This window comes from Pseudoalteromonas sp. DL-6, from assembly GCF_004328665.1.
Taxonomy (GTDB): domain Bacteria; phylum Pseudomonadota; class Gammaproteobacteria; order Enterobacterales; family Alteromonadaceae; genus Pseudoalteromonas.
The window spans coordinates 2954409-2979131 of the sequence record NZ_CP019770.1 but is presented as its reverse complement, the minus strand read 5'-3'; the positions used below and the strand labels follow the sequence as shown (position 1 = coordinate 2979131).

Here is a 24723-nt window from a genome sequence, read left to right as displayed (position 1 = left end):
TGTGATTATTAGCTAAACACTGATGTTTACTAGCCGCACGAGGAAAAAATAAGCTAAACGGGGTGAACATTGCTTTAGTTTTCTGGTAAAATCTCGTCCTAATTTTCTCTAAGTGAATTTGCAATGGGTAAAAACGTTGTTGTACTAGGCACCCAATGGGGTGACGAAGGTAAGGGTAAGGTAGTTGACCTCCTTACAGATAAAGCATCTTTAGTAGTTCGTTATCAAGGTGGTCATAACGCTGGCCATACTTTAGTGATCGACGGTGAAAAGACAGTTCTACACCTTATTCCATCGGGTGTATTACGTGACAATGTTAAATGTGTGATTGGTAATGGTGTTGTTTTATCACCAGAAGCGCTAATGAAAGAAATTGGCATGCTTGAAGAGCGTGGCGTACCTGTACGTGATCGTCTTTTAATCAGTGAAGCATGTCCGCTAATATTGCCTTTCCATGTTGCATTAGATGTAGCTCGCGAAACTGCGCGTGGCGATAAACCAATCGGTACAACTGGTCGTGGTATCGGTCCAGCGTATGAAGATAAAGTAGCACGTCGTGGTTTACGTGTTGGCGATTTATTCAATCCTGAATTATTTGCTACTAAGTTAAAAGAAGTATTGGAATACCACAACTTCACATTAGTGAACTACTACAAAGTAGATGCTGTGGATTTTCAAAAAACGTTTGATGATGCAATGGCTGTTGCAGACATTTTAAAAGCAATGGTAGTTGATGTAACTGAGCTTTTAGATCAAACGCGTAACGCCGGTGACAACATCTTATTTGAAGGTGCACAAGGTACACTACTTGATATTGATCACGGTACTTACCCTTATGTAACATCTTCAAACACCACAGCTGGTGGCGTTGCTACAGGTGCGGGTTTTGGCCCATTACACCTCGATTATGTACTAGGTATCATTAAAGCGTACACAACACGTGTAGGTTCAGGTCCTTTCCCTACAGAGCTTTACGACGGTCTTGATAAGCAAGACCCAGTAGGTAAGCATTTAGGTGACAAAGGTCATGAGTTTGGTGCTACTACAGGTCGTTTACGTCGTACTGGTTGGTTAGATGCAGTGGCTATGCGCCGTGCAGTCCAAATAAACAGCATTTCAGGATTTTGTTTAACTAAACTTGACGTTTTAGATGGTTTAGAAACACTTAAAATCTGTACTGGTTATAAGCTTGAAGATGGCACTGTGACAAACGTGACACCATTAGCAGCTGAAGGTTACGATAAAGTAACGCCTGTATACGAAGAAATGCCTGGTTGGTCTGAAAATACCGTGGGTGTAACATCGCTTGAAGGTTTACCTAAAGCGGCAATTGATTACATTAAACGTATTGAAGAAATCACTGGCGTACCTGTTGATATTATCTCTACAGGTCCAGATCGTGTTGAAACGATGATACTTCGTAGCCCATTTGCATAATTGGGTTTATGTTGAAAAAAGCTGCCATGTGCAGCTTTTTTTATGTCTGCAGAAAAGTGACGCTATTAATAGTGGAACGATCTTTGTATATTATTTGGTAAGTTTATTTTTAAAGTGGTTAATATGCGTTTATCTTCTCGTTGCTCTGTGTGGTCATTATCACTACTCACACTTTCTTTATTTAATGTAAGCAATAGCTTAGCTGAAGAAAGTCCTGCAGCTGTGCCGCTGTATACTGAATCTGAGTTAATAGCTTTAATTAATGAGAACACTCATCTAGCCCGCGTAAAGGCAGATAATTGCCAGTTAGTACAAGATATAGAAGCGCGAGCCAATAAAATGGCATTGCCATCATATCAATTCCTATACGGTGATATGCTCGCTTATAAAGTGTGTGTTGAGCGTGATGTTGCTTTAGGAGTGTATTATATGAAAAAAGCGGCTGAGCAGGGCTTAGCGGCTGCATTAGAGCAACTAGGTCGCTACTACGACGTTGGGCAGTTGGTCCAAAAAGACAAAACCATGGCAATAACCTACTTACGTGAGGCGTCAGCGCAAGGCAACTTAAAAGCGCAGTTACGATTAGTTGGCTTGTTTAATCAAGGTTATGGTAGTCCAAGAGATTTCGAAGATGCTTATCGTTGGCTGTTTAACACCACGGTAGCCGATAAAGCGACACATAAAAAAATAGAGCGAGCATTGACTAAACTTGCTGAAAAAATGCCAGCCAGTGTCGTTACCCGCGCGCGCTTACCTATGTAACCTAAACTCTGGATAATAAATCTATCTCTGGCTAGAGAGAATAAACCTAATTATGACTATGATTTAATATGTTAGTAAATCTCTTAACCAGAGTTCAGCTATGTAAATAAAAAGCGAGAATGCCTTTGTGGCAATCTCGCTTTTTAGTTATTACTCGTCTTTTTTATTGTCTTTGGCTTTGTTATTGGCCGGATCTTTTAATAGCGATATTTTAGGCGGTTGCAATGCAACTACTCGTTCACCCTCTTGTGGTGGCTTTTCCATATCACTGGTAAAAGGCCTCATTTTCACTGGTGCGTCTTCATCACTGTCTTTATCCCCTTTGAGAATAAACAGTGGGATCGCTTCAGGATTCATTTCTAAATACTGCTGCCAGCTAAATTCTTCAGATATTCGCGTTGCACTCACTTTGCCGCCTTTGGCTATCACGCTACTTAAACGAGCATATGCGCCGTTTTCACCGAACAAAATTTGTCGAGATAAGAACGTTGCACTGTCTTTATTTGCTTTAGCATGTGATGAAGATGAGCGTAGTGAAAATACATTTTTTTCATTCAATAAATGAGAAAAATACTGCACCCCTAATGCGTTATGATGACGATTAGGTGAAAGCGCTAAAACACTGCGAATAGTGGTTAAAGGTAAATAGCGTTCAGCATGCTCAGATTGTGGGTTACCGTAATAACAAGGTAAACCATCCATACGTGCCATTTTACAGTTTTCCCAAGCAGGGTCTGATAAATGAACGGGAATGTTTTGTTCCTTCAATCCACGAGCAATCGCTCTAGACACATGGTTTGCACCAATAATTAAAATAGTATTAGGGGAGGGCTGGCGCACCCCAAGCAATTTAGCAACAGGGATAGCGGTTAAGCTTTGCAGTACCACAGTGACAATAATAACCGTGAATATCAATGGCACCATTTTTTGTGCATCGGCTACACCGGCTTCTATCATACTTAATGCAAATACAGAACCTACGGCTGCAGCAACTATACCGCGAGGCGCAATCCAAGCCAGCACCAAGCGAGACTTCATTGGTAAATCGGTGCCAAAGGTTGAAATAGCAATACACAATGGGCGCGCAATAAATAACACAATAGCTAAGAATATAAATACGTCGCTGTCGAGCATCATTAAGTCAGATAGTTGTAATCTGGCAGCTAGTAATATAAACAAGGTTGAGATCAGAATCATCGAAAGATCTTCTTTAAACTCAAGCACCGAATCTATTTCTAAGTCATCTTGATTAGCTAACCAAATGCCAAATACAGTCACGGCCAATAAGCCTGACTCATGACTTAAATGGTTTGAAATCGAAAAACTAATTAACACTAACGCTAAAATGCCAAATTTATGTAGCTCAAATGGCAGCCATTCGCGGCGCATTAGTTGCGTTGTGATCCAGCCTGAAACCACACCAATACTCAAACCAACGCCAACGGTTTTAACTAGTGCAACGATAGTGTGGCTAAGCACTTCACCCTGACCAACTAACATCACGGCTTCAAATACTAATACCGCGAATAATGCGCCAATAGGGTCTATGACTATGCCTTCCCAGCGTAAAATACGGTCGATGTCTTGAGTGGGTCGCATTGAGTTGAGCAGTGGCGCAATAACCGTTGGTCCGGTTACAACAAGCACAGCGCCAAGTACTGCTGCGACTCGCCAATTTAGCTCTAATAACCAATAGGCGCTTAAACTGATAACGACACAGGTCATAAGCATACCAATAGAACAGAGGTTTCTTACGACTTTACTGATCCCTTTAAGCTCCCGGAAATGCAGTGTTAATGATCCTTCAAATAAAATCACAGCAACACTTAAAGACACCACAGGAAAAAGTAAATCGCCTAATAAAGCATCAGGGTCTAATACGCCAGTAAATGGCCCTAATAAAAGCCCAGTAAGCAACAAAAACAGAATAGCGGGTACTCTGAATGCCCAGGCGACCCATTGGGCTAGCACCGAACACAATGCAATACCGGCTATATAAATTGCTGACATAGAGTAAAAACTCCTTAATATTAATAATGTTTAAAAGTATAACTGTTACCTACCAGTAATACAGTGGGTATACACGTGTAAATTCAATTTAGCTAATAAATAATACTTATTTATTTAGTGTTAACGTCATTCTCTAAAATGTTATCAAAGTTATAGTCTCTATAACTCCTATTTATAGTAGTCTAACTGTATGATAGTTAATGTAAAAAACACTCGTTTTAGCAGTGTGGACCTATTTAGCTTGAATTTTAGCCTTGATCTAAGCCGCTACTTTGACGTATTATACTTCGTGTTCGAATAATTAGTTATCTAACCAAGTTTATAGTTTAAATACTTAATCATGTTAGATATAAACATTTTAACTCTCTTACTGATTGTTTTTACTTTGTTTTGTAATATTTGAACATACAATATCATTTACCGAACTCTTTGGTATGGTTTTGCTCAAGGTGTTTATTTGCTCAGTGCAGATAAATAAAGGTTTGAGTTGAACTATTACCTTTCAATATTTAATCCCCATCGTGGCGGTTAAATCTCGGTCCTTAAGTCATCACCCTATCTGTTGGTGTACCAGACTTAAGAGGCTCTATGTATGTTGTTAATAAAAAGGCCGCACACAGCTTTTTACAGCGATACATAAACAACACTTTATATTTTTTTAGTTAGTACGATCCGATTTATTTATTGGGTTAATACTATTTATTTTTGCATCTTAATTTAAAACGCTAGTTTTAGAGACGGTGTACGTGTGTATAAAAAGTGTGGGCATGATAAACAAATTCGACGCTGTGTTATAAACATAGCGACCTGGTTTCATTCATCTATGTGATGAATACAAATTAAATGGAAAGTTGAGCACTTATGCAAAAGTTAAATTGGCGACGTATCGTACTTAAAGTGGGCAGTGCCTTAATTGCACCCGATCAAGATGGCTGTCGTTCACGTTATTTATTAACCATCGCACAGTTTATTGTTCGCTGTCGCGCACGTGGAATAGAAGTTATTTTAGTTTCATCTGGTTCTGTAGCGGCTGGCTCACACTTATTTCCATCAGAACAACCTCGTTCAGTGGTAATGAAAAAAGCCATGGCAGCAGCAGGACAAACAGAAATGATGGCTATGTGGGATCGTTTCTTTGATTTTCCATCAGCGCAGCTATTATTAACTCATGGTGACTTACGTGACCGTGAGCGTTACCAGAGTATCCGTGAAACCGTATTTACATTGCTAGAGCACGGCGTGCTACCTATCATTAATGAAAATGATGCAGTAACAACAGATGATTTAAAAGTGGGTGATAACGATAATCTATCAGCCATGGTTGCAGCAGCTGCTGATGCCGACGCATTAATGATTTTTTCGGATGTAGATGGCTTGTATGATAAAAACCCAAATTTGCATGACGATGCCGTATTATTGCCTGAAATAAAATCAATTGATGATTCTATTTATGCTATGGCAGGATGTGCTACCAGTGCGGTAGGTACAGGTGGTATGAAAACCAAGATTGAAGCGGCAGAGAAAGCGACTTCACATGGTATTGCAACTTACATTATTAATGGCTTTAAAGAAGAAACCTTTACTCGCTTGTTAGCCGGTGAAAACCCAGGAAGTGTATTCTTGCCTTATGAAAAACCAATGCAAGATTCTATTCACTGGATGACACACACCGCCAATGAGCAGGGTGAAGTTGTTGTAGATGGATCGTTCGATGATTCATTAGAAGGTGAAGACGGCTGCTTACGTGGCGATGAGATCAGAGAAGTACATGGCGAGTTTGCTGTGGGCGACACTATCTTAGTGCGCAGTGAAGATGGTACGCGTTTAGCTAAAGCCACAGCAAATTACAGTAGCTGCTTGTTAAACTTTATTGCAGATAACGAGCAGAGTGAATTCAGCGAAAAAATGCAGGATTCAATTGGACCAATTATTTCAGAAAAAGATATCGCATTATTGGAGAAGTCATGAGTTTAATTACGGATATATCACGCCAAGCAGCAAAGGCTGCACATACACTTGCTTTACTCGATACCGAGACTAAAAACAAAGTGTTAACCGATATGGCAGCGGCATTAAGAGATCAAAAAGAATTTATAATTAAAGAAAACGAAAGTGACCTAAGCGCTGCACGCGACAATAACTTAGCGGCATCAATGATAGACCGTCTAACATTGAATGATGAGCGTATTGAAGCCATGGCTGAAGGTATCGAAGTGATTGTTTCACTTGATGATCCTGTTGGTCAGTTACGTGACATTACTGAGCGCCCTAATGGGATTAAAATTCGTAAAATGCGTGTACCACTAGGTGTGGTATGTATGATTTATGAAGCGCGTCCTAATGTAACGGCTGACGCGGGTGCATTATGCTTTAAATCAGGCAATGGTGTTATTTTACGCGGTGGTAAAGAAGCGCTTAAAAGCTCACAAGCCATTGCCAGTGTAATGCATAGCGTGCTTACTAAACATGGTCTACCAACGGCGCTAATTTCAGTGATCCCAGATCCTGACCGCGCCTTGCTCATGGAATTGATGCAACAACGCGATAGCATTGACTTAATCATCCCTCGTGGCGGTGAAGGCCTAATCAACTATGTTACTGAAAACAGCACAATCCCTGTTATTCAGCACTTTAAAGGCGTTTGTCATTTATATGTAGATAAAGATGCTGATTTAGAAGTAGCGCTCAATCTACTGCTAAATGGCAAGACTCAACGTACTGGCGTATGTAATGCACTAGAGGGTTTAGTGGTACACCAAGATGTAGCTGATGAGTTTTTAAATCTGTGTGCAGTTGTACTTCGTCAAGAAGGTGTAAAAATTAATGCTGATGCCAAGGCGGCTGAGTACTTTGATAACGCTACTGTACTTGCTGATAACGAATTTGGCGAAGAGTACTTAGACCTAGAGTTAGCAATTCGCATTGTGCCAAGTTTTGATGCAGCGGTTGAACACATAGCTCAATTTGGTTCAAATCATACTGAAGTTATCTGTACTAAGAACGATGCCGCAGCAGAGTTATTCCAACGCAGTGTTGATGCGTCGGTTGTTATGGTTAATGCGTCATCACGCTTTTCTGATGGCTCACAACTAGGCTTAGGGGCAGAGATTGGTATTGCAACGACCAAGCTACATGCTTATGGCCCTATGGGGCTTGAGTCATTAACCACTGAAAAATATTTAGTGAATGGTGTTGGTCAAGTTCGCGAATAACTAACCCAACTCAATAAATGATAAAAATGCCGGGCTTTGCTCGGCATTTTTGATCTCGATTTAGCAAAATCAAACAACTAAGCAAACATAGAGATTAAAAAATACAAAGCATTATTAACAGAGAAGTTTATTTAGAATATAAAAATAAGGATATTACTTGAAGGAAAGAGTAGGAAAGTGGTGGAGCTAAGCAGGATCGAACTGCTGACCTCCTGCGTGCAAGGCAGGCGCTCTCCCAGCTGAGCTATAGCCCCACATTCCTAATTTACATATACTGTAAATGCTTAAGTGCTGAGTCTTAAGCGGAGTGAACTTTAAATATTTTTACGTTTTTGGTCAAGTATTTTTTCACAAATTTTTCCGTTTTAACTAATTTTTGTTAAACTCGGCCTCAATATTTACTAAAACGACAATACATAATGAAAAAATACGCTTTAGTTTTAATGGTTTTCCTTTTTGGTTGTGCCAGTTCGGTAGATGAGCCTCCTTATGAAATTAATAATAAACAATTTTATGACACCCTTGATAAGCAAGGTAACAAGCTTTTTGCCTATGTGGTCTCTGTAAAGGCTAAGAGCCGCGAGCAAATTAATATTAATAAACAGCTAACCCGAAGCGATGTAAAGCGTTTTGCCGAACAAGAGCATTTTGAAGAGTCGAGCGTGCTTAAGTTGCAATTAGAAGATCAAGCGGTAGAGTTTCTTAATAAAGAGCTTGCTCAACGTAACTATTGTGCAGATAAGCATGAAATAAACGAAGTGCTATGGCGTGATTTAAGTGTGCAATTAAGAGGGCGTTGTTTGTAGTATGTTAGCGGATAAACAAAAATTAGCGGCAGTATTAGCTCAGCTTGATATTAACTATGATGTAATTGAGCATCCAGCGTTACATGGTAGCTTAGATGCCGATGAGCTGATGGTGAATCGCCCAGGAACACGATTAAAAAATCTATTTTTGCGGGATAACGAAGGTAAGCGCCATTTTTTAGTGATCACCGCGCACGATAAACAACTCGATTTAAAATCACTTTCTAAACAACAAGGATTATCGCGTTTAGGGTTTGCCTCTAATGAGCGCTTGGCTAAGTATCTAAAGGTTGCACCGGGTTGTGTATCGATGCTCAGCTTAATGAACGATAAGCAACGAGATGTAACGCTCTGGCTTGATCAGGATATTTGGTTTGGCGACTTATTTCATTGTCATCCATTTATAAATACTCAAACATGGCTATTAACTAAGCCTGATTTACTGCGTTTTTTTGATTTTACTGAGCATCAGCCGCGGGTAATGTTTTTGCCATCGCACTGAGCCCACAAAATAAGACCCAGCCCACATAAGCAAACCGCAAGAAGTGTTGCCATAAACGCGGTTTGCCCATGCGTTTGATAAACCACCCCAGGTAATAATGACCCTAGGGCGCCACCGCTGTAATAAAATGACACGTAACAACCATTAGTAACACTCGGTGGAGCGTGACTAATTTTATTAGCTAGTGGGGCCGCCGTTGAATGAATTACAAACATAGCACCACAAAATAGCGTAAATGCAAGCAAAAACAACATCAGTGAATGACTCATTAATAACACAATACTAAGGTTATAAAACAGGAATACCGCTGCCAACAAGCGCCAAGCTGAGGTCAGTTTTTTTAATAACCACGGGGTAAAAATAGAGGCTAACGCGCCAATGAGATAACCGCTATAAACTAAGCCAATGTCGCGGGTGTTATTAATTAAAAAGGTATTTTTTAAAATAAAAGGCAAGTAGTTTAATAATGCGGCAAAGCAAAAAAACATACAAAATATGGCACCATAAAGTTTAAGTACCGAGCCTTCTTTAAGTTGTTTCATATAATCTAAAGGTGATAACACCTCACTAGAGCTACTCAGGACAAAGCGTTTATGGGGGATGCTAAGTGCGAGTATTATCAACATGGCAGCAATTAAGTAATAAAAACTTTGCCATGACCACAAGTCGCTAAAGAGCGCAGCCAATACTCGGCCAAAATAACCACCGACAATAGTACTACCAATATAAAGAGTTATATTTTTTTGTAATGTATCGGCTTGATAGCTCATACCAATATAACTGGTCATTGCGGTTAAAGCGGCAGGTAAAGTCAGCCCTTGTAAAAACCGAACAAGTAACAGTAGCTCAAAACTAGGGGCATAAATAAATAATAAACAGCCGACACCGAGTAATAACATTGCGGTGCGTAAAATTAATAATGGGTTTCGCTTGGCTAGAAACAACCCATACACCAAAGGGGCAATGGCTAAAGGCAGCATAGTGGCAGTCATTAAGCTGCCTGCAATGGCAGGCGCTACATTAAATTCGGTGGCAAATAAACTTAATAATGGCTGTGGTGCGTATAAAACAAAAAAAATAAAAACAGAACAAAGTAGTAAGTGAGATAAGCGCATTGACTGCCGTTAACATTGCTTATTAGTTGAGCCGCATTATATACAAAACTGCTAGGGTTTTCATAAATTAACCTTTATTGCGCTAAATCATGCTTTGTTTTCAGTAGTTTGTTAGATTAATATCAATAGCGCTGTTATTTACGCTCGTTGGTGATTAAAATAGCATTAATATTCGTTTTTAGTGGGAACACGCCATGGGGTCACTACAAGAGCAATTGCTCCAAGCTGGTTTAACAACATCACATAAAGCCAAAGTTGCTAAATCAGAAAAGCGCAAGCAACAGAAAAAGCAAAAGAAGGGAGCGACGAGCAACCCAAATGATTTGCAAAAACATATTCAGCAAACCAAGCTTGAGCAGCAGCAAAAAGCTGAAGAGCTTAACAAAACGCGCCAAGAAGAATTAAAGCAACGTGAGCAGGTAGCCCGTGTTAAGCAAATTTTAGAGCACCACAATCAAGAGTCAATTCGTGGTGAGCGCACCTTTAACTTTACTTATGAAAATAAAGTAAAGGGTCTTGATGTGAATGAGCAAACGCAAAAGGCGCTTTCGGGCGGACGTTTAGCAATTTGTGTATTAGAAGGCCAGTTTTACGTATTAGAAGACGAGCCTGCACGCAAAGTGGCTGAGGTTGATGAAAAGTATATTGTGTTTCATGTTGAACCTGAGAACAAAGCCAAGGACGAAGACGATCCGTACGCTGATTTTGAAGTACCAGACGATCTTATTTGGTAAGGTGTTATTAAGTATCTGCTCAGCTAAGGCAAGCTAATATTTGTTTTATGAGGGATACACGTATTTGTTCTGATTGATCGTCAAACCTTATCAAGGACGTATGCTTTTTAAAGATTTATTGACTACAATTATCACAACCGTTTTTTTTAACCGTAAAAAAGAAGAGTAAATACAATGAGCAAGATAAAAACACTTTTATTAGGCGCGGGTATTGGTTTAGCCGCAAGTTTTTCATTTTCAGCCGCCGCTGCTGATGGCGCTGCACTTTACACCGCTAAAAACTGTCAAACATGTCATGGTGCAGATGGTAAAGCACCTATTATGGCGATGTACCCTAAACTAAATGGTCAAAACAAAGAGTATTTAGTAGCGCAAATGAAAGACATTAAGTCAGGCGCTCGTAACAACGGTATGTCTATGGCGATGAAAGCAATGGTTGCGACTGTGACTGATGAAGAGTTTGAAGCGATTGCCGATTACCTATCAAAAGTACAATAATCGCTAACGAAATCTAAAAAGAGCCACACCTTTGTGTGGCTTTTTTATTTGGTGATTGCCATCATGCGAATACTCATTTAGACTTCTAAACATCTACAATCACTAGCGCTATGCTGTGTTTTAAAAGGCTTGTTATGTTTGATTTACCCCAGCTCGATTTAAAAAATAAAGTATCAGAACAAGAGTGGCAACTTCGTGTTGATTTAGCCGCATGTTATCGACTGGTAGACCATTTTCGTTGGGGGGATTTAATTTATACGCACCTTTCTGCTCGCTTACCGGGTACGGATCATTATTTAGTAAACGCGTTTGGTTTAACGTTTGATGAGATCACTGCATCTAACTTGGTTAAAGTTGATTTAAATGGCCGCATTATTGACGACACTCCATTTGATATTAACCCTGCGGGGTTCACCATTCACAGTGCCATTCATGAAGTACGTGAAGATGCCCATTGCGTCATACACCTACACACTAAAGAAACCATTGCAGTTGCAACACAAAAAGAAGGGCTATTACCGTTAAGTCAGTATTCGATGTTTTCATTACCCTCTTTGTCATACCATGGTTATGAAGGCTTGGCGGTGAACGATGATGAGCGTAAACGCCTGCAAACAGATTTAGGTAGCACCAACCATATGCTATTGGTGAATCATGGCGGCTTAACGTTAGGGCCAACAGTAGGTGATGCGTTTATGCGCTTTTATGACCTTCAGCGTGCCTGTGAAATACAGTTAGCCATTCAATCAAGTGCACAACAAGCGATTGCAGTACCACAAACTATTATTGATAACATTTATAATCAAGCGAACGTTGTTCACAGCGGCAGTACTGGGGGGCAGCTAGCATGGCCTGCCATGTTACGAAAAGCGTATCGTCTTGACCCAAGTTTTGCAAAATAACCGATAAAGGTTAATAAGGAATTTTTTATGAAAGTAAATCGCGTTGAAGTCTTTGATATTCATTGTCCTGAACGTCCTGCATGGACGCCGGTATTTGTTCGCATTCATACCGATGAAGGGATTAGCGGTGTAGGTGAAGCCGGTCTTGCCTATGACTTAGGTCACAGCGCTGCTGCTGCGATGATCAAAGAAATGGCGGATGCCTTTTTAATTGGCCATGACCCGTTTCAAACTGAAAAACTATGGTCACGTATGTTGCGTGAAAGCTTTTGGGGTTTAGGTGGTGGGCCGGTAGTTTATGCTGCAATGAGTGCGATTGATACTGCGCTTTGGGATATAAAGGGTAAAGCATTGGGTTTACCTGTGTATCAGTTGCTTGGTGGTAAAGTTAACGACAAACTACGTACTTATGCATCACAGTTACAGTTTGACTGGGACAGCGAATTTAAAGCATTGGTGCAGCCACAAGAATATGCCGAAGCGGCGCTTAAGGCAATTGCAGAAGGTTACGATGCAGTAAAAGTTGACCCAATTCAATATGATAAAGATGGCAACACCTATTACGACCGCACAAATATTATTTCTCGTGCAGAAATGAAACTATACCGTGCCCGTATGCAAGCTATTCGTGAAGCCGTGGGTGACGAAGTCGATATTATTTTTGAATGCCACAGTTTACCGGGTGCGACATCAGCAATTCAAATTGGTGAGATTGCAGAAGAATTCGACTGTATGTATTTTGAAGAGCCAGTGAATTATTTGAACCATTCGTTACATGCCAAAGTGGCTGATAAAGTGGCTGTACCTATTGCAGGCGGCGAGCGCTTATATAACCGTTGGGGCGTGCGTCCATATTTAGAAGATCAAAGCATTGATGTACTACAGCCAGATATTGGTTTATGTGGTGGCTTTACTGAAACAAAAAAAGTATGTGATTACGCCGATATTTTTGACGTGCGTATTCAGGCACACGTGTGTGGTGGGCCGGTTGCAACCGCGGCAGCATTACATTTAGAAACAGCAATCCCTAACTTTTTAATTCATGAACATCATACTTATGCGATTAAAAAGTGGAACAGAGAGCTGTGCTTACAAGATCCACAACCTAAAAATGGCTTTTTTGAGGTATCAGAAGAACCAGGTCTTGGGATTGAGCTTAACGATGAAATTGTTATGCGCTCACAACGCGTAGAAATAAAATAGATAGCTCTATTTATGAATAGCCGGTAAGTGATAACTCACTTACCGGCTTTTTTATCGCTGTGGATTTATTTTACAAAGCACCTGTTTTAGTTCAATGGTTGCTTTGCTATCAAGGTGGCGAACAAAACAGCGCTCTCCCTTAATCATCAGTTCAAACTGATCCGGCATATTAAGTTGCTTGCCCATAATCGGATTTCCCTGAGAGTTTTTGTGATTAAGTTGCTCAAGCGTAACTGTGCTTGAAGTTACAAAAACGTCATCGGCTAATTGAACCTGCGAGCTATGTAGCAGTTGCGTAATAGCCTCGGCTACTTTAGCGCTATTTGGCTCAACCAGTAACGCATGTTGCAACTTAGGTGTGGGTTCTGAGCTTTGCGCTAAGCAACCCGTTAGCCCTAATGTCGCTGCAGCCATGCTTATTGCTAATAATATGTTCATTGCTTATCTCATGTTATCACTAAGAATAGTATTTTGTTCCAGCATGGTTTGAATTCGCATATCTTTTACTTCTGGTATATCGGTGGCGATAGTGGGCGCAAAACCAAGAACACTATTTATCGAGCTTGGAGCTGGGCAACTGCCAGTTGCTCTATAGCTCAGCGCAGTATCGAGTAAGCCTTCACTTGCATCACCTAAGCGTTTAGTAAAGTCATCAGCAACAGCACAACCTGCAATACGAACAGGTTGGCGTGCGTCATCAATAGTATTTTGCGGTGCAAAGCCATCTGAATACTCACCAAAACCTTTATTGTTTTCGCCAGTAAATTGAATGGTAAAATAAGTGGTGTCGCAGTTATCGGTAGGGTAAAAGCCATAGGGTTTACCACAGGTGCCTGCGCCTATCTGAATAATTTCAACATCTGCTCCGCGCAGCCCGTTAATGATAGCCTCACTAGCCGAGCAGGTACTGCTGGTGGTGAGTAAAAATACCCTTTCCAAGTTCAAGGTGGGTAACGGCGTGCCTGCTACAATTGCAGGATTATTTTCAAAGCCAACAAAACGATTTGTAAAAGGCATCGGTGTCAGTGTTTGCCCTGTCACAGGGTTAGTATTGGGGTATTTATCGTTAAAAATAGTGCGTTCAAATATTTTGCCCTGCGTGTTACTGCCCCCTACCATGTAGCCTACTTGGCTAGCCATTTGTAATAATCCTCCCCCGTTATAGCGCACATCAATGACTAAATCTTTAATGCTACTGGCAGCGAGTTGGTTAAAGGCGTTGTAAAGCTGTGTCTCGGCTATGGCGTTGTGGCTATTAAATTGAAAATAACCTACATCACCATCGGCTAAATCGGTACGAACATTCATTACTGGTTGCGATTCGATATTTTGAGACGTGAGCGTAACAGTGCGATTTTCATTGGTACTGATATCCCTAAATACAAATTCGGTAACTTTACCCGTTTGCTCGGGGAATAAACCTGCATTAATGATCCCCACCTCGCTTGATGAGGTGGTGTTAATAAAATCAACACCATCAACTTCTAAAAGCTCAAAACCCCTAATAATATTTTGATTACTAGCTGGGGTATTTGGCTCGGTGTAGCTAACAACAGCTTGACGCGGCGCACTACCTGCAATTATTTTTATGTTAAAGCCATAACCAAAGCTCAGGCCAGATTGGCTTTGTCTTTGCCATTCATCGGTCGGCAAACTAAAGTGAAAATTATCTTTTTGCGCACCCGATTCAGTCAGTTGCTCAGTTTTTAAAGTATTAAAGTAATCAATAACGCCTGACGTTAATGCCGGATTGGTATCAATAATTTCGTCATACCACAGGTAGGTTTCGTTACTCCAAGAGCGTAGCCAGTTTTTTTCATTAATTGCTTGGCATTGACCTTTAAATTGTCCTGAGCTAGCAAATACACCTGAAGTCCAGCCGCTATTATCCGTTGTTGGGTTGGTCGCATTGTCGCTACCTCCACCGCCACAACCTGTTAATAAAGCGGCTAGCGAAAAAGGGAGTAATGTGTATTTAAGAGAAGATGAATTAAAAATGGCCATACGCATGCTCGTTTTTTAAACTGTTGAGCTAAATATAGCGGTTTTTATTTAGAGTTGATAGAGGCGCGCTGCATTTTTGTAACTCAGGTGCTGCCAGATAATAGTATCGTCACATAGAGTGCGGTAATGTTGCCATAACTCATTGTAGTTAATGTTAATTTGGCACACTGGGAAGTTGCTAGCAAACATCACTCTTTGCATACCAAAATGCTTTAATATATGTTTAAAACATTGGCTTTGCTGCTCGCTATTAAGCATGAGTAACTCAAAACCTGAAAACTTAATCGCAACATTAGGCTGCTTTGCAAGTAGTTCAATTGCAGCTGCCCAGTTAGCAAGGTTGTGTGCAAGCCCAGTGTGATTAATGATTATTTGTAAGTCACTAACTTGGTTGGCATAAGAAATGAGCCGCTCGGTGATGTTGAGGTTTTCTACTTCAAATTGGGCTTCAAAATGCAGCTTTAATTGGCTCAAGTGCCGCAGGTTATCGAGGCAATGTGGGCTCAATAAGCGCTCGGCATCATAACCTTCAGTGATATCTCTAATGCCTACAAGAGAGCAATGTTCTAGCTGCTGAAGTGCTAGTTTAAATGCGTTATTTGGCTGGTTAATTGTTGCAAAGCTAATCGCTTTATAAGGTATGGTTTTAATATGGTTGGCTAACCAGTTTAACTCTTTAACGGGCTGGTTATTATCAAAGCCTGCTTCTATGTGCACTAAACCAACGAGTTCAAAGTCCGTACTTTTGATCAGTTCAGCAACGCTAATCGGTTGTTTTATTTTATCTAAGTTAGACCAAGCTGGTGGGTTAGCACCTTGCAGCCAAGTGTATTGACCCTCCAGCAAATTAAAAAAGTGCAGATGCGGGTCAATAATTTTAGTGCTCATTGTGCTGTGTAGCCGCCATCAATACGTTGTAAGCTACCAGTAATAAAGCTGGCATCTGCACTTACTAAAAAGCTTACCAGTGCAGCAACTTCATCGGCTTGACCTAAACGGTTGAGCGGTTGTAAGGCGGCTTCTTCTGCAACAATATCGGTTTTGTTAGCACCACTTCTTTTACAATATGCATCAATTGCATTATGAAATAACGGCGTTTCTATGGTGCCAGGGCACACTGCATTAGCGCGAATATTAAAGCTTGCGTAATCCAAGGCGGTGGTTTTAGCCATTGAAGCCAATGCATGTTTAGTCAGGTTATAAGCAAATGAGTTTTGTTTACCAATAATGGCCTGATCTGAGGCAATTAACACAATAGCGCCATCTTGCTGTGCTTTCATAGTTGGTAATACGCTTTGTATAGCCGCGTACGCACCTTTAACATTAAGTGCCATTAGCGCATCGAATGTCGCTTCATCGGTTTGCTCAATTGTGGCACTTAAATGTTTACCAGCATTTGAAACAAGTACATCAATTCGTTGTGTTTTTTCAATAATAGCCTGTATACACAGGCGTACGGCGGTTACATCACTAACATCACATTGATGAAAAACACCACTCTCACTGGGCTCAATATCTAAGTTATGAACCTGATAGCCGCTCGTTAATAATCGCTGAACCACAGCAAAGCCAATGCCTTTAGAGCCACCGGTTACTATTGCAACTTTTGACATACTTGTTCCTTTAATTAGCAATTAATGTGCGTGGCCGCAACCACCTTCAGCATGAACATGGCCGTGAGAAATCTCTTCGTTTGTTGCTTCACGAACTGAGACAACCTCAACATCAAAAGTCAGCGTTTTACCAGCAAATGGGTGGTTTAAATCACAATCTGCATTAAAGCGGCCTACTTTTACAATGGTTACTTGGTGGCGACCTTGGTTTGATTGCACCATAGCAGTCATGCCTGGTTTCCACACTTTTACATCACCTTGAAGGTGCTTAAGCGGAATGCGCTGAATTAAGTCATCAACACGCTCACCGTATGATTCACTTGGAGATAACGTAACGCTAAATTTATCACCAGCGGCTTTACCTTCAAGTGCGGTTTCTAAACCGGGTAGCATGCCTTCGCTGCCGTGAATATAACTTAATGGCGCGTCGTTTAGGCTGCTTTCGATTTGTTCACCCGCTTCGCTTAGGGTGTAATGAAATTCAACGGCCGAATTTTTACTGATTTGCATGCATGTCTCTTTAAGATTTAAATTAATTAAAGGCAATTTTACGCGAAATACTGCGCTTTAGAAACTTAACGTGGATGATTTAATGTATTTTGTAAGTCGAGTAACAGGTCTTTTTTCGCCGGTGTAGTTTTTGGCGTAGCGGCTTGAGGTATAAATAAAACCAACTGAGTCCCAGGTTTTAATACGCTTGAGGCAGATAATTTATTCCAACGCGCTAAATCGCTATGAGCAACGCCGTATAACTGACTTATATTCCAAAGGTTATCACCGGGTTTTACGTGGTAATCTACCTCGATGGTTGGAATGATTTGCTCTTTTTGTTCTAAGTAAGGACTTATTTTATAGTTAATAGTGAGCGACTCAGGCAAAGTTTGCGGCTCCCCTAAAACAAGTTTTTCGCCAACGCCAATAAAGTTATTTTGCTTATTATTGAGCTGTTTTAGTACTTTTAAGGGCAAGCCAAAATGCCTAGCAATACCGTATAGCGTGTCATTTTTTTTGACTATGTATTCCCCTGCAAAATTGGCTTTAAAAAAGCGGTTTTTTAATAAAGCTTGTTGCTCAATAGGGAGTAGCAAAGTGTGCGGGCCATGGGGTGAGCTTTGGTTTTTTAAATAGCCTCGATTAAGAGCATGTAGCTGTTTTGCACCCATACCAGAGAGCTTGGCCATAATTGAAAAATCAAACTGTTTTGCCACATTTAACGAGGTAGTCAGTGCTTTATAAGGAAGCTTTGGGCGTTTAAACTTTGCCTTAGGGTGTTTTACTAAATAGCTTAGTGCTAATAGTTTTGGTACATAGTCAGCTGTTTCATTTGGTAGGGTTAGTGCCCAAAAGTCAGTTGATTTACCTCGTTTTTGATTGCGTTTTATAGCGCGCTTAACTCGACCTTCACCGGTATTATAGGCAGCAAGTGCATGCAGCCAATTACCATCAAAACGCTTATGTAAATAGCTTAAGTAATCAAGTGCCGCATCGGTTGAGGCCAATACATCTTGGCGTCCGTCGTACCATTGATCAGATTTAACCCCAAAATGATGCGCGGTTGCTGCAACCAGTTGCCACACACCCACAGCGTGCTCACTTGAGCGGGCGGTAGGCCTAAAGCCACTTTCTACAAATGGCAGTAATGCCAGTTCCATGGGGAGCTGCTTTTGCTCTACTTTTTTTACGATATGATATAAAAAAGGCTCTGCACGGCGAGACACTATTTTTAAATAATTCGGCTGTTTTAAATACCAGTTAATGCGTTTTTTTAACGCCTGATTTTGCTCAACCGGTAAATGTAAGTTATCAGCAATATGTGCCCATAAGTCAGTCGGTTGAGTCACTTTTAGGGCTTTAGGTATTGTTTTTTTATTAATAACTTTGTTGGTGTTTGTAGAGGTTGGCGTGTTTGATTGTGCGGCTTTTTGTTCTACGGGTGCAGGGACTACAGGCGCAATGATCTCTGGCTGTGTGGTTTTACAGCTACATAGCAATACAATGGCAAAGCATAAGATCAAGTGACGCATTTTGTTCCTTTTTAAAAAATATATTTCCATATTTTAACACAATCCATTGTGTTCAGTTATTGGCTGTTTTTAGCGCGAAGTAATCCCGATTGCAAAAACAAGTGACTTGATTTTATATCAAGTGGTTCTTGTTGATAAGGTTTTAGAGCTTCACTTGGAAAGTTTTTTTGTAATTGCTCAATATTGGCGTCGGGGTTGTTTTTAGCATGCTCCGTAATTGCTTCTAAAAACGTGAGTGATTGTTTTAATTTAACTTTATCTACCAAATTGCCATGCCCAGGAATAAAAAGTGACAGCGTATTATTATTTATATATTTTTTTAATAAGTTTTGCCATTGCTTAAGCTCGCCATGCCCTGGGTAGGGTAGCCAGTCAATTATATCACCACCTATTAAGGTTTTACCCTTGTCGGCAAGTAATGTTAAATCGCCATTAGTATGTGCCTGATGCGGGCTTATAGTGAGCGTATAGCCACCTAAATCTAATGTTTTAGATTCACTAATACTCATTTTTGGTGGTGTTAGTTGATAGCCTTGCCAGCGAAATAAGCGTGTTTTAGCGCGAGTGAGCTTTTCTCGCCATTGAGTTTGCTCAGCATCGGGTAAGGTGGCTAATCGCTGATAGCTCAGCTCAATGCTTTTCTCGAACCCCTCTAGCTTGTCTGTTAATGCTTGCTGATAACGGGAAAAATCGTTAGCGACTTGTTGGTGAGTAATCAGTTTTGCGTCTGGGAAGTAATGCTGCATAACCGCCATGCCCAGCAAGTGATCGTCATGAAAATGAGTGGCAACCAAGTAACATAAAGGTGTCTTTAGCTGTTGTTTTAGTTCGGTAACCAGTTGTTCTACTGCTGCAAAGTTACCACTGGCATCTACCAGTAAGGCACATTCACTGCCCTGAATTAACACTTGATTAGAGTCGTAAAAACGTAACCTATCTGGCTGCTGGATAAATTGAATATTAGCCGATAACGATTGCCACTCAACTGCTGCATTGCTTTTTGTATGTATAAATAGGCCGATTAAAGGCAGTAAGCACTTACCTATTTTTTGAGCTTTAGTTAAAAATGGTTTCATCTTTTCTCTAGCTGTATTTTGACGGTAAAAACAATAAAAGCGCAAAATGCGCTTTTATTTAATGTGCTCAGGGTTCGAGCTTAAGTACTGACTCAGCTTATCAATCAGTTGATCTTGATGTTCAAGTTCAACTGATTTTTGCGTTTTTGCTTCAAGCAATTCGTGGCTTAAGTTCAACGCAGCCATTAATAATGCTTTTTGATCGTTTCTGACCGTTGAACGTTGTTTCATTTGTTCAACTAAATCATTCAAATTTTTAGCGGCCGCTTTTAGTGCCTCTTCTTGCCCAGCCGGACAAGCAAATTGCTGCTCTTTCCCAAGCAATTCAACAGTGACTCGCTGGTTTTGCAGCTCAGACATTAGCTTGCCTGTTGTGCGCTTTGTAATTTATCTAATAATGATGACAAGGTGGTGCTTGCATCTTTTTGCTTTTCTTCGTTTTCGAGAGCCTCTAACTGTAATAATTCATTTTCATCAAGCAGTTTACTATTTTGTTCTTTAAGCTCTGAAATATCAGTTTGCAACTGATTATTACGGGTAATTAGTTGGTCGATCAGTTGTTCGAGTTGTTGAAGAGTATTGTTGTTCATAAATGCGCTCATATAACTGTAATTAATGTCATGCAAATGTAAAGCAAAGTGTGTTTATTTGCCAGCATTTACGCTGGTTTTAGGTGATTTTTATTCTATGTTAAGGGATAATTCATGTTATTGGCTTTTTCATTCATAAATGGTTCACGTAAACACTAGCTAAAGCTGGTATCGATTGCCAAAGTAGTGTGCTTTATGGTTCACTAATTTTATTAAATAGCGTATGGCGAAAATAAATAATGCTTAGTTACAGACACTCCTTTCATGCGGGTAACCCTGCCGATGTACTTAAACATTTAGTACTAGCGCAAGTGCTGGGTTATCAAACTATAAAAGATAAGCCGCTTGACTATATTGATACGCATTCGGGGGCTGGTTTTTTTGAACTGGCAGCACCAGACGCGCAAAAAACCCAAGAGTACCAAGACGGTATTGAAAAACTTTGGCAACATACTAGTCAGCATAGCGCACTAAATGACTACATTGAGTTAATAAAATCGTTTAATGAGAGCTCGTCTCTGGCGTTTTACCCAGGCTCACCAAAAATCGCCGAACACTTTTTACGTCGTCAAGATAAGGGCTGGTTTTTTGAGTTGCATCCGCGAGATTTGGTATTACTTGAAGAAAACATGCAAGGTAAACGCTCTATTCGGGTGCGCGGCGAAAATGGGTTTGCGGGCTTAATTGGTTTATTACCGCCAGCTTCACGCAGAGCCTGCGTGTTAATAGACCCACCTTATGAAATAAAAGACGATTACAACACGGTAGTACAAACCATTGTAAAAGCCCATCAGCGCTTCGCGACAGGGACTTACATGATTTGGTATCCGGTTGTAGACAGAGAACGTATTGATACTATGGAGCAGGGATTAATTGACGCGGGAATTAGAAATATTCAATTATTTGAATTAGGTACCGAAGCTGATACTGATGTACATGGTATGACCGCCTCTGGAATGATAGTAATAAACCCACCATGGAAATTAAAGCAAGCAATGGATGACGTGTTGCCTGAACTAGTAAGTTTGTTGAGTAAGCCAGGTGGCTTTTACCGTAGCGAGCAGTTAGTCGCCGAATAAAAATAAAAAAGCCCAGTTTAACTGGGCTTTATACTGATCTACTTAGATGCGGAGTATCGTTACGCTTAATTAAAAGTAAACAGCGTTAAAGGTAGCAAGTTGGTTGCCTGCCTCATTTTGTAATACTAATTTTTCACCATTAATTTGCCATTGCGTTGCTGCCTGAAGCACAGCCGCCATCGCGCTTTCTTGTTCCATATAGTCATGACACATTTTTTGCGTGGTAGCTAACTGCGTAAAAGTCACTGCTTGCTTCGATACTTCATAACCGCCATTAAAGTTATTGCACCCTAAAAAGCCGTGCACAGTGTTGTCACTATTAAATTGAATAAATAGTTCTTTGGTATTCACTACAACGGGGTTGCCGTCGATTGAAACTGCTTTGAAGTAGGTATTTACTAAATCAACGTCTGGCTTTGGCGCTACTTTTGAAACAATAATCTCTAAAGGTTCAGATGAGCTAGTATCAGCAAAAGGCGAGTTACTGGTTGTGCTGGTGTATAGCAAGTTTCCTTGATTATTAATGGTTGCACGTACGCTATAGCGGTGAGTTTGATCAATTTTTTCACGGTTGTACTCAAGCTCTACTTGATAAGGCGGTGCGCCCACTAAATCAATCACCTGCTCAGAAATTACGGTTGCTGCCACATCCATTTTTGACACATCAACCAAGGTAACGATTAGCTGTGAATTAGGCGCTAATAGACTGCGATCTAAGTAACTAACTTGCACCGGTAAGGTAGCTGTTGTTTGCGTCACAGCGCTAGTTTGCTGTGCGGTATCGTCGTTACATGCGCTCAGCATAAGTGCGCCACTTGATATAAAACACAGGCCTGCAATCGACTTTAACATTGAATTTGGCTTAGATGAGAACATAGTAGTTCCTTGATGGAGTATGGTATATGATCGTTAGCATACGGTTGAATTGCTTAATCATTGCTTAACTAGCAAATACAGAAAGTTGAGATATAAAAAAAGGCGCTACGCGCCTTGATTCGTTACTTATTTTTTTACGTATTTAGTTAAAATTACAATACGCTGTCCATCAACACGCCCTTCAATATGTTCAGGGTTGCTGGTTAAGCCAATATTGCGAACGGCAGTACCGCGTTTTGCTGTTAAGCTACTACCTTTCACATCTAAATCTTTTATTAACGTGACGGTGTCGCCAGCTTGTAGTACCACACCATTGCTATCAATGTGTTTAATATCATCATCTTCAGCAAGTGCTTGCTGCGCCCATGTTAATGTATCTTCTTCAAGGTAAATCATATCAAGCGCGTCTTGTGCCCAGCCGTTATCAGCTGCTAACTGAGTCAGCATGCGATAAGCCACAACTTGTACCGCCGGTGTTTGACTCCACATACTGTCATTTAAGCAATGCCAATGGGTTGGGGTTAAATCGCTATTGCCCTCTATTTGATCTTTACATGTTTGACAGGTGTAAATGCATTTATCTGAATGAGCTTCTGTAACAGGAGGGACTTCGTAAACAGTTAAGTTGTTGGTTGCTGCGCAGAGTTCACATTGGTTACTGCTACGCTCTATTAAGGCTTGTTCAATGCTCATTTTTGGTGGCTCTTGTGAGTTTATAAGTAAATAGTGCCTATATTATACCTTATAAGCACAGGTTTTGGGTATGCTCAGGGCGGCGACAAGCAATAAAACCTTATAAAAAATAAGGATACTAATCTGCTGGTTTTAAGTGTATAAATTTAAACTTACCTGCTTGTTTTTTAATCTAATTAAAATTACTGCAAGTATTTAAAGTTTCACTATACTGATTAAATAATAAAAATAATGATGACATCACTGTTAAGCAGGAAGGTTAATGCCAAATATTTCAGACGTAAAAAATTCATCTATTTTGGTCACTCAATATATTGCTCGGCAACCAATTTTTGACGGTGATAAAAGCATTTTTGCTTATGAGTTGCTCTATCGCGATTCAGTTAATAATGCTTTTCCTGTAGGAACAACTGACGGGCAAGCTACAGGACGACTTTTTTTTAATGCGCTAATGCTGGTTGGTATTGAAAAGCTAACGCTCAATAAAACTGCGTTTATTAATTTATCGAGTGAGGGGCTTTTAGAGGATTTACCTAAATTATTGCAGCCAGAAAATACCGTAATTGAAATTGTTGAGCGCACTGAAAATATAGAGCTGGTTGCTCAACGAGTAACCGAGTTAAAAAAGGAAGGGTATGTATTTGCGTTAGATGATTACGACGCACACGAAAAATGGCAACCTTTGCTCGGTTTGGTAGATTTTATAAAGCTTGAAGTTGAAGAACCCGTAATAAAAACCAGCATGCTGCTGAAAAAACTTAAACGGAACTTTCCTAATATTAAAATAGTGGTAGAGCGAATTGAAACTTATGAAGAGTTCAGGCAACTGAAAGAGGCTGGATGCGATTATTTTCAAGGGTTCTTTTTTGCACATCCAGAAATGCTGAGTTACAGCAATATTGAACCCTTAAAAATGGCTGTTTTAGACTTACTGCGTTGCACATCCCGCACAGACTTAGATTTTAATGAAATTAATCAACGCATTTCTAAAGATGTCGGTTTGACTGCACGCGTCCTAAAACTAGTGAATGCTCGCTCTGCTAATAAAAATTTAGTGATAACGTCTATTCCTCAGGCGGTTGTGTATTTAGGGGAAGACTCTATTAGAAAGTTTGTACGAGTATTGGCGCTAAGCGAACTTGGCTCAGACAAGCCCAGTGAACTTACTCGTTTAGGCTTATGTCGAGCGCAGTTCATGCAAATAATTTTAGAACCAGGCGGAAAAGTCATTGCAGAACAAGGTTATTTAGTCGGCTTAATGTCGGTGCTTGATGCTATTTTAGATATGGAACTGGAAGCTATTGCTAAAGAGTTTAGTTTAGGGGCTGAGTTATCTGGTGCACTATTAAGTTTTGAAGGCATGATGGGTAATTCTTTACATTTAATAAAAGCGGTAGAGGAAGATAATTGGCAATTGGCTAAAAAGTTGTTAGAGACTATTCGACCTGCATCAAATATAGAGCTGGTGTATACAGCCATGTTAGATGCACGCCAATATGCGGATGAGTTATTAGCCACCATTATTGAGCAAGACTAACGCAAAACGTTTGGGTATGATTGGCACATATTGATTTTACTTAGTATTAC

At 40.3% G+C, this 24723-nt stretch carries 25 protein-coding genes and 1 tRNA gene; 12 read left to right on the top strand and 14 right to left on the bottom strand.

Annotated elements, in window-relative coordinates; translation table 11 throughout:
- Positions 1–123 precede the first annotated feature (123 nt).
- On the top strand, positions 124–1437 hold the full coding sequence (locus B1F84_RS13900) for an adenylosuccinate synthase (protein WP_008113490.1): 1314 nt from the start codon (positions 124–126) through the stop codon (positions 1435–1437).
- A 123-nt stretch (positions 1438–1560) separates the two neighbouring features.
- Positions 1561–2199, top strand: coding sequence for a tetratricopeptide repeat protein (locus B1F84_RS13895; RefSeq protein WP_008113489.1), 639 nt, complete (start codon positions 1561–1563; stop codon positions 2197–2199).
- A 150-nt stretch (positions 2200–2349) separates the two neighbouring features.
- Here the strand turns inward: B1F84_RS13895 and B1F84_RS13890 are convergent, their stop codons facing one another.
- On the bottom strand, positions 2350–4209 hold the full coding sequence (locus B1F84_RS13890) for a sodium:proton antiporter (RefSeq protein ID WP_008113488.1): 1860 nt from the start codon (positions 4207–4209) through the stop codon (positions 2350–2352).
- Between the two features lie 861 nt (positions 4210–5070).
- On the opposite strand from B1F84_RS13890, the gene proB reads away from it, so the two are divergent.
- Positions 5071–6177: a glutamate 5-kinase gene (gene proB, locus B1F84_RS13885; RefSeq protein WP_008113486.1), complete on the top strand. Its 1107-nt coding sequence runs from the start codon at positions 5071–5073 to the stop codon at positions 6175–6177.
- Positions 6174–7421, top strand: a complete 1248-nt coding sequence (locus B1F84_RS13880) for a glutamate-5-semialdehyde dehydrogenase (protein WP_008466301.1) — start codon at positions 6174–6176, stop codon at positions 7419–7421. The genes proB and B1F84_RS13880 overlap by 4 nt, the downstream gene beginning before the upstream one ends.
- A 178-nt stretch (positions 7422–7599) precedes the next feature.
- Here B1F84_RS13880 and B1F84_RS13875 read toward each other — a convergent pair.
- A tRNA-Ala gene (locus tag B1F84_RS13875) sits at positions 7600–7675 on the bottom strand.
- A gap of 165 nt (positions 7676–7840) precedes the next feature.
- On the opposite strand from B1F84_RS13875, the gene B1F84_RS13870 reads away from it, so the two are divergent.
- Entirely contained in the window at positions 7841–8227 is a 387-nt protein-coding gene (locus tag B1F84_RS13870; protein ID WP_131691757.1) for a hypothetical protein, read from the top strand.
- A 1-nt stretch (position 8228) separates the two neighbouring features.
- Positions 8229–8729, top strand: coding sequence for a prolyl-tRNA synthetase associated domain-containing protein (locus tag B1F84_RS13865; protein ID WP_131691756.1), 501 nt, complete (start codon positions 8229–8231; stop codon positions 8727–8729).
- On the opposite strand, the gene B1F84_RS13860 is transcribed toward B1F84_RS13865, so the two are convergent.
- Positions 8696–9844, bottom strand: a complete 1149-nt coding sequence (locus B1F84_RS13860) for an MFS transporter (protein WP_131691755.1) — start codon at positions 9842–9844, stop codon at positions 8696–8698. The two genes, B1F84_RS13865 and B1F84_RS13860, sit on opposite strands and share 34 nt — an antisense overlap.
- Before the next feature lie 194 nt (positions 9845–10038).
- Between B1F84_RS13860 and B1F84_RS13855 the strand changes: the two genes are divergently transcribed.
- From B1F84_RS13855 to B1F84_RS13840, 4 genes are all read left to right on the top strand, one after another.
- Positions 10039–10578 (top strand): DUF2058 domain-containing protein, encoded by a 540-nt coding sequence (locus tag B1F84_RS13855; protein WP_036980338.1) that lies wholly within the window; start codon positions 10039–10041, stop codon positions 10576–10578.
- 174 nt (positions 10579–10752) lie between these two features.
- Positions 10753–11076: a c-type cytochrome gene (locus B1F84_RS13850; RefSeq protein ID WP_036980337.1), complete on the top strand. Its 324-nt coding sequence runs from the start codon at positions 10753–10755 to the stop codon at positions 11074–11076.
- A gap of 134 nt (positions 11077–11210) precedes the next feature.
- Positions 11211–11978, top strand: coding sequence for a class II aldolase/adducin family protein (locus B1F84_RS13845; protein WP_131691754.1), 768 nt, complete (start codon positions 11211–11213; stop codon positions 11976–11978).
- A gap of 27 nt (positions 11979–12005) precedes the next feature.
- A complete protein-coding gene (locus tag B1F84_RS13840) occupies positions 12006–13181 on the top strand; it encodes a mandelate racemase/muconate lactonizing enzyme family protein (protein WP_131691753.1) in 1176 nt (391 codons plus the stop codon).
- 51 nt (positions 13182–13232) lie between these two features.
- Here B1F84_RS13840 and B1F84_RS13835 read toward each other — a convergent pair whose 3' ends face one another.
- The 9 genes from B1F84_RS13835 to B1F84_RS13795 form a co-directional block, all read right to left on the bottom strand.
- Entirely contained in the window at positions 13233–13619 is a 387-nt protein-coding gene (locus B1F84_RS13835; protein WP_036933410.1) for a hypothetical protein, read from the bottom strand.
- Positions 13620–13622: 3 nt separating this feature from the next.
- Positions 13623–15185, bottom strand: a complete 1563-nt coding sequence (locus B1F84_RS13830; protein ID WP_131691752.1) for a S41 family peptidase — start codon at positions 15183–15185, stop codon at positions 13623–13625.
- 48 nt (positions 15186–15233) lie between these two features.
- A complete protein-coding gene (locus B1F84_RS13825; RefSeq protein WP_131691751.1) occupies positions 15234–16073 on the bottom strand; it encodes an amidohydrolase family protein in 840 nt (279 codons plus the stop codon).
- On the bottom strand, positions 16070–16798 hold the full coding sequence (locus tag B1F84_RS13820) for an SDR family oxidoreductase (protein ID WP_131691750.1): 729 nt from the start codon (positions 16796–16798) through the stop codon (positions 16070–16072). The genes B1F84_RS13825 and B1F84_RS13820 overlap by 4 nt, the downstream gene beginning before the upstream one ends.
- A 21-nt stretch (positions 16799–16819) precedes the next feature.
- On the bottom strand, positions 16820–17308 hold the full coding sequence (locus tag B1F84_RS13815; protein WP_008466307.1) for a peptidylprolyl isomerase: 489 nt from the start codon (positions 17306–17308) through the stop codon (positions 16820–16822).
- Between the two features lie 65 nt (positions 17309–17373).
- Complete coding sequence (locus B1F84_RS13810; protein WP_131691749.1) at positions 17374–18822, bottom strand: transglycosylase SLT domain-containing protein; 1449 nt, start codon at positions 18820–18822, stop codon at positions 17374–17376.
- Positions 18823–18878: 56 nt separating this feature from the next.
- Positions 18879–19898 (bottom strand): MBL fold metallo-hydrolase, encoded by a 1020-nt coding sequence (locus B1F84_RS13805; protein WP_131691748.1) that lies wholly within the window; start codon positions 19896–19898, stop codon positions 18879–18881.
- 54 nt (positions 19899–19952) lie between these two features.
- Complete coding sequence (locus tag B1F84_RS13800) at positions 19953–20258, bottom strand: cell division protein ZapA (RefSeq protein ID WP_008466310.1); 306 nt, start codon at positions 20256–20258, stop codon at positions 19953–19955.
- Complete coding sequence (locus tag B1F84_RS13795; protein WP_008466311.1) at positions 20258–20488, bottom strand: hypothetical protein; 231 nt, start codon at positions 20486–20488, stop codon at positions 20258–20260. The genes B1F84_RS13800 and B1F84_RS13795 overlap by 1 nt, the downstream gene beginning before the upstream one ends.
- 239 nt (positions 20489–20727) lie before the next feature.
- On the opposite strand from B1F84_RS13795, the gene rlmJ reads away from it, so the two are divergent.
- Positions 20728–21567, top strand: coding sequence for a 23S rRNA (adenine(2030)-N(6))-methyltransferase RlmJ (gene rlmJ / locus B1F84_RS13790; protein ID WP_076919415.1), 840 nt, complete (start codon positions 20728–20730; stop codon positions 21565–21567).
- Positions 21568–21636: 69 nt separating this feature from the next.
- Here the strand turns inward: rlmJ and B1F84_RS13785 are convergent, their stop codons facing one another.
- Both B1F84_RS13785 and B1F84_RS13780 read right to left on the bottom strand, forming a co-directional pair.
- A complete protein-coding gene (locus tag B1F84_RS13785) occupies positions 21637–22443 on the bottom strand; it encodes an META domain-containing protein (RefSeq protein WP_131691747.1) in 807 nt (268 codons plus the stop codon).
- A 126-nt stretch (positions 22444–22569) separates the two neighbouring features.
- On the bottom strand, positions 22570–23136 hold the full coding sequence (locus B1F84_RS13780) for an alkylphosphonate utilization protein (RefSeq protein WP_008113444.1): 567 nt from the start codon (positions 23134–23136) through the stop codon (positions 22570–22572).
- Positions 23137–23398: 262 nt separating this feature from the next.
- On the opposite strand from B1F84_RS13780, the gene B1F84_RS13775 reads away from it, so the two are divergent.
- Positions 23399–24673, top strand: a complete 1275-nt coding sequence (locus B1F84_RS13775; protein ID WP_131691746.1) for an HDOD domain-containing protein — start codon at positions 23399–23401, stop codon at positions 24671–24673.
- Positions 24674–24723 lie beyond the last annotated feature (50 nt).

Coding starts and splice junctions, on each gene's coding strand:
- B1F84_RS13780 (WP_008113444.1), bottom strand. CDS start 23,136: ATGAGCATTGAACAAGCCTTAATAGAGCGTAGCAGTAACCAATGTGAA.
- B1F84_RS13775 (WP_131691746.1), top strand. CDS start 23,399: ATGCCAAATATTTCAGACGTAAAAAATTCATCTATTTTGGTCACTCAA.
- B1F84_RS13795 (WP_008466311.1), bottom strand. CDS start 20,488: ATGAACAACAATACTCTTCAACAACTCGAACAACTGATCGACCAACTA.
- proB (WP_008113486.1), top strand. CDS start 5,071: ATGCAAAAGTTAAATTGGCGACGTATCGTACTTAAAGTGGGCAGTGCC.
- B1F84_RS13810 (WP_131691749.1), bottom strand. CDS start 18,822: ATGCGTCACTTGATCTTATGCTTTGCCATTGTATTGCTATGTAGCTGT.
- B1F84_RS13900 (WP_008113490.1), top strand. CDS start 124: ATGGGTAAAAACGTTGTTGTACTAGGCACCCAATGGGGTGACGAAGGT.
- B1F84_RS13835 (WP_036933410.1), bottom strand. CDS start 13,619: ATGAACATATTATTAGCAATAAGCATGGCTGCAGCGACATTAGGGCTA.
- B1F84_RS13845 (WP_131691754.1), top strand. CDS start 11,211: ATGTTTGATTTACCCCAGCTCGATTTAAAAAATAAAGTATCAGAACAA.
- B1F84_RS13890 (WP_008113488.1), bottom strand. CDS start 4,209: ATGTCAGCAATTTATATAGCCGGTATTGCATTGTGTTCGGTGCTAGCC.
- B1F84_RS13895 (WP_008113489.1), top strand. CDS start 1,561: ATGCGTTTATCTTCTCGTTGCTCTGTGTGGTCATTATCACTACTCACA.
- B1F84_RS13880 (WP_008466301.1), top strand. CDS start 6,174: ATGAGTTTAATTACGGATATATCACGCCAAGCAGCAAAGGCTGCACAT.
- B1F84_RS13850 (WP_036980337.1), top strand. CDS start 10,753: ATGAGCAAGATAAAAACACTTTTATTAGGCGCGGGTATTGGTTTAGCC.
- B1F84_RS13815 (WP_008466307.1), bottom strand. CDS start 17,308: ATGCAAATCAGTAAAAATTCGGCCGTTGAATTTCATTACACCCTAAGC.
- rlmJ (WP_076919415.1), top strand. CDS start 20,728: ATGCTTAGTTACAGACACTCCTTTCATGCGGGTAACCCTGCCGATGTA.
- B1F84_RS13825 (WP_131691751.1), bottom strand. CDS start 16,073: ATGAGCACTAAAATTATTGACCCGCATCTGCACTTTTTTAATTTGCTG.
- B1F84_RS13870 (WP_131691757.1), top strand. CDS start 7,841: ATGAAAAAATACGCTTTAGTTTTAATGGTTTTCCTTTTTGGTTGTGCC.
- B1F84_RS13865 (WP_131691756.1), top strand. CDS start 8,229: ATGTTAGCGGATAAACAAAAATTAGCGGCAGTATTAGCTCAGCTTGAT.
- B1F84_RS13785 (WP_131691747.1), bottom strand. CDS start 22,443: ATGTTCTCATCTAAGCCAAATTCAATGTTAAAGTCGATTGCAGGCCTG.
- B1F84_RS13800 (WP_008466310.1), bottom strand. CDS start 20,258: ATGTCTGAGCTGCAAAACCAGCGAGTCACTGTTGAATTGCTTGGGAAA.
- B1F84_RS13805 (WP_131691748.1), bottom strand. CDS start 19,898: ATGAAACCATTTTTAACTAAAGCTCAAAAAATAGGTAAGTGCTTACTG.
- B1F84_RS13855 (WP_036980338.1), top strand. CDS start 10,039: ATGGGGTCACTACAAGAGCAATTGCTCCAAGCTGGTTTAACAACATCA.
- B1F84_RS13830 (WP_131691752.1), bottom strand. CDS start 15,185: ATGGCCATTTTTAATTCATCTTCTCTTAAATACACATTACTCCCTTTT.
- B1F84_RS13840 (WP_131691753.1), top strand. CDS start 12,006: ATGAAAGTAAATCGCGTTGAAGTCTTTGATATTCATTGTCCTGAACGT.
- B1F84_RS13820 (WP_131691750.1), bottom strand. CDS start 16,798: ATGTCAAAAGTTGCAATAGTAACCGGTGGCTCTAAAGGCATTGGCTTT.
- B1F84_RS13860 (WP_131691755.1), bottom strand. CDS start 9,844: ATGCGCTTATCTCACTTACTACTTTGTTCTGTTTTTATTTTTTTTGTT.